Consider the following 6000-nt stretch of genomic DNA (forward strand, 5'->3'; position numbering starts at 1 on the left):
TTATTAATTTTCGGAAGTGCGCTGATCGATAATTGCTAATGTATCTATGCCTTGCAGTTCAGTCTTAGAACCCATAAATACAGACTTTGTAAATGCAAAAGGAGCAGCCCTGGTCAATAAAGTAAAATTAAAACCAAGTTTTCCACGCACCAGCATAAGTATTCATGCTAACCATCTTCCTACTCCAAGTAGTATTAATTCACATTAAACTAATCACTCAACTCCGATAATTCAACATAATCAAAAAAAACCGTGCCTTTGTAAATAACCCTTGCCCCCATCTATCCCTACTACTCCACATACACAGTTCTTTGTATCATACAATAACAGATTCAATTATTTCGAGGCAGTGCTTACATTGAATAGCATTTTTAACAATTTGCTTTCGAACCATAAACTCACGATTCCTCTCTTAAATCATATAAACCACTAACGCTCCGGTCATTGGCAATCAAATGATCGGTTTTCCGTAAAAAGCTATTGGATACAATAAAAGTTTGTTTCTTAATGTTTTCTTTGCATGCTCGAATCACCATCTATTTATGCATGTCATGTAGTGAAGAATGACTTTAAGAGATAAATAGAGCCCAGTACAATAAGTATTACACTAATAATTCTAGTTTTTTTAAGATGAGAATTGGACTTTGTTTGCCAATAAAGAAGTATAAATCCAAGAACTTCAGTTAATAAGAATATCACAATTTTTAAACTTTGTTCCAGTGATATAGATTCCATAAAATATATGGAACAAAGATACAAAATAAATATTAAAATTATATACATTCGTTTCTACCAAGCAGGATAAATAGAAGATAACGGAGTCCACCAAATACCAATATCGATATATTCACCCATTCCATTATCCGTGCTTTCTATTTTATCTAATACTACATTCCCTAACCATCCACCAACAAAAGAAACAGCACCAATAACAGTTACATTGGTAACTCCAATATAACTGATAATCCAACCAAATGCAGCAGCTGGTCCTCCTGATGCAAGATATGCTGCAGCATTAGCGTGTTGTGTTTTTACGTTATCAATTGCCCTGTGGGACAGAAATAAACGTGGTCCCCACCAAAAAATTTCGACATCCCAATAGCTACTTGTGTCTATGCGAACCATAACATCTGCTTTACTTTTTACACTCTTTTGATTTGTAGAAAATAAATTGGCCTGATTCGGAAGATTTCCAATAGCCTCATTAGCTTTTTTCAAAATACCGTTAACTGTCTCAATTTCATTTTTTGTTAATTTATTTTTAGCCGTTGGCGATAGAAGAAATAGATGTGTTGATTCGTCCAAAGTAACAAATGGGTCGACTTTGTTTATAAAACTTCTATCCATCTCATTTGCAGATTGTTGATTCTGGACTAATTGCTTAGACGAGTCATTAATCTCGGTAGCAAAAGATACAGATGTAAACGTTGATAATAAAGCAATAGATAAAGCCGCAGACACAATAGTTTTCTTCAAATTTAGTCCCTCCAAAAATATAATTTTTAATATTTAGATAATTTACTCTACGCTATACTTTGTGACGAAAGTATACTTCGATTATGAGATAGAGTGACTTGACATGGAGCTTCTACGGGCATGAGTAATCATGAAATGCACAAACTTTTACAATGATAACCAATTATCGTGCTTGTCCCCCCACATACAATCACAGTCTATTTACCCATGTCGAGTAGCGATTGAGCCTCTATAAAAGCTAAAAAGCTTTAATAGTTAAATATCTACTTCTGAAATATATACCTCTTGTGTAATTTTGTAAATAGTACCAAATGACTACAAATACCTACAAATTTAATTATTTTGTAAAACTCAAACTAGTACCGTATAAATTTAAGTGAGGTTCTAAATAAATGAAGAATTGTATGGAAAGAATTCATGTTAACACTAAACGGCTATTAACATGAAGAAGGTGATTGAATGTACTATGAACACTCGTATAGAACCGTTAAAGATGATACTGATTATAAATGTGTGTCCGACTATGTTTGGGTTCAAATCGTAAATAACTTAGATAAGGTAGAAGTGAAGTATCGGCCTATCCTTTTGCTTTTAGAAGAAACTAGGCCCAAGCTGAGTCCACTATAGAAATTGTTGCAATTTTTGAAAACGAGGAAGTTTTAAGAGAGGCATATCAAATAATAAATGATAACAGCAAAACAATCACCACAATAGGCCCAATTTTCTTCAGTCCATGTCTAGTGTCATTTATTGATAAGTTTGGCGTTCGATGGTGTTTTATGGTATAACGTGGCTGATAAATCATTGAACTAACGGGCAGGATAGCTCAATAATTTTGCGAATACTCTACATATGGAATTGTTTATGAAGTTCGTGAATAAGGCACGTGCAACGAAACGGTATTACGGTTAAGCTGCTTACTGACGGGGCAGAGCTTTGTGTGGGATGTAAGCTTGTCCTGTACGTGCTATGCCGACCAAGATTCGAGCCAGTTTACCATATGCAATTTTCAATCGTATCTCCAACTAATTCACTTGTGGTCTGAAATCAGTGTTAGGGTTGTACTTCGGATCATGTTGTAAATTTTAGGTCATGTCCTGTGCAAGCTAACTGCTACTTTTACTGTTGGACTTTAATTAAAAATATCTTTTAACAAGCTCACGAACATATTTCCGATCAACCACTTGGAAGCCATCACGGCCGCAACGATCACAAGACCAATGACAATGCCAAGGCTTTGTTTAAAAGAATCATTCATTCTGCAACACCTCTCTACTCCTCAAACGATAAATTCATAGGTTCGTCTAGAAGTTCACACATAAAATCCATATTCGTCGTAGGCACCTTGGTATCCACTGCCTCGAATTGAAGCCCATCGATCCAGACCTTCCCGCTTCCGGACAGCAGCACACCAAAAGCAATCACGGCACTATTTTCCAGCACATCCAGCACGATGCTGTAATGGTTCCACTCCGTATCTCCGATAATGGGGCGGTCACTCATGTTATCAAATTGCAGTATATCATGAAGAGCATCGTCGACTCGCATCCAGAATCCGCAAAACCCGCTTACTGCCTTTGTTTTGATAAACCCTGAGAGCTTTAATCTTTTGCTCATATATTTGTCCGCTTTGAATTGCTGCATCATCGTTGCAAATTCGCCTTCCGTCTGTACCACAGTAACCGACTTTAAAAATCCGGACGCTTTCCCTTGATGGAAGGTTTCCCGGTCAATCCCCATCTGATATTGAAGGGGTGACTCCCGCTTAATTGCCATCCTTTTAATAATTGTTCATTTTGCATTTTTATTTCCTCCCTTTGCATCGTTAATTTGCCCATGATTTTGCGATACTGCCCTGGCGGTAATTGATAGTATTTCTTAAAAGAACGGGTGAACGATTCTTGGCTTTCAAAGTGATAATAGATGGCAATATCTATAATTTTTTCATCTGTGAACAGTAACATGTTGGACGAATTTGCAATTCTCCGAAATCGGATATATTCAGATACGGTCACTCCAACCTCTTGCTGAAAAATCCGATGGTAATGATACTTTGAAAACCCTGCAAACTTAGCCATACTCTCTAGCGATAATTCTTCGTGCAAATGCGTCTCTATAAATGCAATAGACTCTTGGATGATCGGACTGTAGCTCAATTTATAACCTCCTTAGGAATAAAATAACAGAAGCAACAGCTGCTTATTTGATATATATTGCTTTGTTCGCCTGCTTTGAAAAAAACACGCGGGAAACGGATATATAGAAAGAGATGGAGAAGAAGCCCGCGTACGCTGGGAAAACGATTGGATGAAATCTCAGAAGATATATGTAAAGAAGCATCAACCTGAACAAAGAGCAGAATTTATCTTAAGTGGTACTATGTTTCTAATGTAGTTTTTATGGTAGGTGATCAACTCTATCAATATTATTGTGTTCAAATGAAGATAGCAATAATTATCAAAAATGCATGGTGCAATTTATTTCTTCTTGAAGAAGAATGCAAATTATTTTTCGGTAAGGAGTCAGATTCAATGAAATGGAACACGAATACCCTTGGTTTACGTCGCTTTTTTTGCATGCTGCTCACTTTGATCATGCTTAGTACCTCGATTACATCTGCTGTTATTCCGGTAAAGACCGCATATGGGGAAGCAGCGTGGGAACTTTATCCCAACCCATGAACGAGACAATAGTACATGAACAGCAAGGCAGAACAGCACGATCGTATCAGGCTGCTTTATCCGATTGGAAGCGTTGGGCTGCGGATCACGCTTACGCCTTGAATACGATTCGACCGGAACCATGGTCTTCGACCGGAGGAGCCATTGCTCAAGACAAATTTATCGATCTCGATATGCTGATCCCCTTGCTCGCTGACAAACGAATTGTATATTTAGGAGAAAATTCGCATGGAGTAGCCGAATTCAATCTCGTCAAAACACGCCTTATTCAATATTTGCACCAAACGCTGGGCTATAACATTGTCGCATTTGAGAGCGGCTTGGGCGATGCTGCGCTTGCGCAGGGGCGGATGAAAAAGACTACGACCAATGAGACCATGATGCATTCCATATTTGGCGTATGGTGGACGGAAGAGACGAAGCCGCTTTTCGAGTACATGAAGGAGACACATAAGAGCGAATCGCCTTTGCGGCTGGCGAGCTTCGATATTCAGGTCCAATCCTCGTTTTTTCAGGATGCGAATTGGATTCCAAGCAAACAACTGAAGGACAGAGCGTTGCAAGCAGAGAAAGAGGTTCATAAGTGGAGAATGAGCAAGTACCTTAACGGATTTCGAAAGGCGAAACCAGAGCTGATCAAGGTGTATGAAGAGCTGTTGCAGGCCGTGGCAAAGAATGAAAACGCGCTGAAACGGGACTATCTCGATGAGCCGCATATCGTCAAGTTGATGAAGCGGGCGCTAGATGATCGCATTCGGGTCATTCAGGAGTTCAATGAGCTGTGCATCCAATCCAATCTATTAACAGAGCAAGGCGATTATAGTGGCGCTCAGTCCATGATGGAATGGCGCGATCGGACGATGGCCAGCAACCTAGCGTGGTTGGCGACAGAAATTTATCCGGAAGAGAAAATCATCGTATGGGGACATAATGGCCATATCAGCAAAGCACAGTCTCTCATTTCCATCATGCCGAAGAGTATGGGAGAGCTCATGCCGAAGGAACTGCAGCAGGAGAGCTACGTCATGGGTCTATTTATGGGCGAAGGACAAGTAGCCGAGAATACGCGGGAACCGCTTCAGCTGGATCCGATGATCCCGGGATCTATGGAAGATATTCTGTCGGCTGCAGGGCAGCCATATACATTTATGGATTTACTTTATCGGGAAAATGAACGGGGAAATTCGTGGATGTTCGAACGGATGATAGCCTCTTATCAGGTGATGATGCCGATGCCAATAGAGCTAAGACGGCATTTTGACGGTGTTCTGCTGATCAAACAAGTGAAGATGCCGACATATTTGCCGCATAAAGTGACCAAGTAAATAGGCTTATCCGAAGTGGAGCACGCATAATTTAGAAGGAAACAGTTTAAAAAAAAGATATTCTTCTTAGTTTTCGAACTCTTTGTTATTGAACTAACGGGAAACTATAGCTTAATTAAAACGCGGCTGCCGGCATAGATCGTCAGCCGCGTTGCGCTAACGGGCAGGATTGTTCAAGATCAATCGGGATGAGCCCTACTATAAGTAGGGCGGATTATCTTATTGGACTAACCAGTGTGGAGGTTAGGTGATAAGACCGATGATTGTTGTAGAATTGGCTAAATCCAACCTTGAATATGGAAATTGAGGTTTCAAGATGATATCTTTTTTTCTTGATTCCTCCTCATAGCTTTAAATACCCACAATGATAAAATGGCATAAAATAGGATAACTACAATGCTGGTGTCGCCTGAGATGTATTCGGTTATAGAGGACTTCGATTGACTGAGTGCAGCGAATACCGCCCAAAAGACATTATGGCTGGTATGGAGAATGGAAGAGGGCCATACACTTTCACT

Annotated in this window: 5 protein-coding genes and 1 pseudogene; 3 read left to right on the forward strand and 3 right to left on the reverse strand. The window is 39.5% G+C overall.

The features are described 5' to 3' along the window. Positions 1–46: 46 nt before the first annotated feature. Complete coding sequence (locus NV379_RS26275) at positions 47–208, forward strand: YoqH family protein (protein ID WP_506737378.1); 162 nt, start codon at positions 47–49, stop codon at positions 206–208. A 581-nt stretch (positions 209–789) separates the two neighbouring features. On the opposite strand, the gene NV379_RS14955 is transcribed toward NV379_RS26275, so the two are convergent. The 3 genes and pseudogenes from NV379_RS14955 to NV379_RS14965 all read right to left on the reverse strand — a co-directional run bounded on the left by NV379_RS14955 (position 790) and on the right by NV379_RS14965 (position 3632). Further along, the gene (locus NV379_RS14955; RefSeq protein ID WP_258208117.1) at positions 790–1476 is read right to left on the reverse strand and encodes a hypothetical protein; all 687 of its coding nucleotides are present in this window, start codon (positions 1474–1476) and stop codon (positions 790–792) included. Positions 1477–2608: 1132 nt separating this feature from the next. After that, a complete protein-coding gene (locus NV379_RS14960) occupies positions 2609–2734 on the reverse strand; it encodes a hypothetical protein (RefSeq protein WP_258208118.1) in 126 nt (41 codons plus the stop codon). 14 nt (positions 2735–2748) lie between these two features. Continuing rightward, a pseudogene (locus tag NV379_RS14965) lies at positions 2749–3632 on the reverse strand (helix-turn-helix transcriptional regulator). 375 nt (positions 3633–4007) lie between these two features. On the opposite strand from NV379_RS14965, the gene NV379_RS14970 reads away from it, so the two are divergent. Both NV379_RS14970 and NV379_RS14975 read left to right on the forward strand, forming a co-directional pair. Further along, positions 4008–4157 (forward strand): hypothetical protein, encoded by a 150-nt coding sequence (locus NV379_RS14970; protein ID WP_258208119.1) that lies wholly within the window; start codon positions 4008–4010, stop codon positions 4155–4157. After that, a complete protein-coding gene (locus tag NV379_RS14975) occupies positions 4154–5482 on the forward strand; it encodes an erythromycin esterase family protein (RefSeq protein ID WP_258208120.1) in 1329 nt (442 codons plus the stop codon). The genes NV379_RS14970 and NV379_RS14975 overlap by 4 nt, the downstream gene beginning before the upstream one ends. Positions 5483–6000: the final 518 nt, after the last annotated feature.

The sequence above is a fragment of the Paenibacillus radicibacter genome (genome assembly GCF_024721995.1).
Taxonomy (GTDB): Bacteria; Bacillota; Bacilli; order Paenibacillales; family NBRC-103111; genus Paenibacillus_AM; species Paenibacillus_AM radicibacter.

Coding starts and splice junctions, on each gene's coding strand:
- NV379_RS14970 (WP_258208119.1), top strand. CDS start 4,008: ATGAAATGGAACACGAATACCCTTGGTTTACGTCGCTTTTTTTGCATG.
- NV379_RS14960 (WP_258208118.1), bottom strand. CDS start 2,734: ATGAATGATTCTTTTAAACAAAGCCTTGGCATTGTCATTGGTCTTGTG.
- NV379_RS14975 (WP_258208120.1), top strand. CDS start 4,154: ATGAACGAGACAATAGTACATGAACAGCAAGGCAGAACAGCACGATCG.
- NV379_RS26275 (WP_506737378.1), top strand. CDS start 47: ATGCCTTGCAGTTCAGTCTTAGAACCCATAAATACAGACTTTGTAAAT.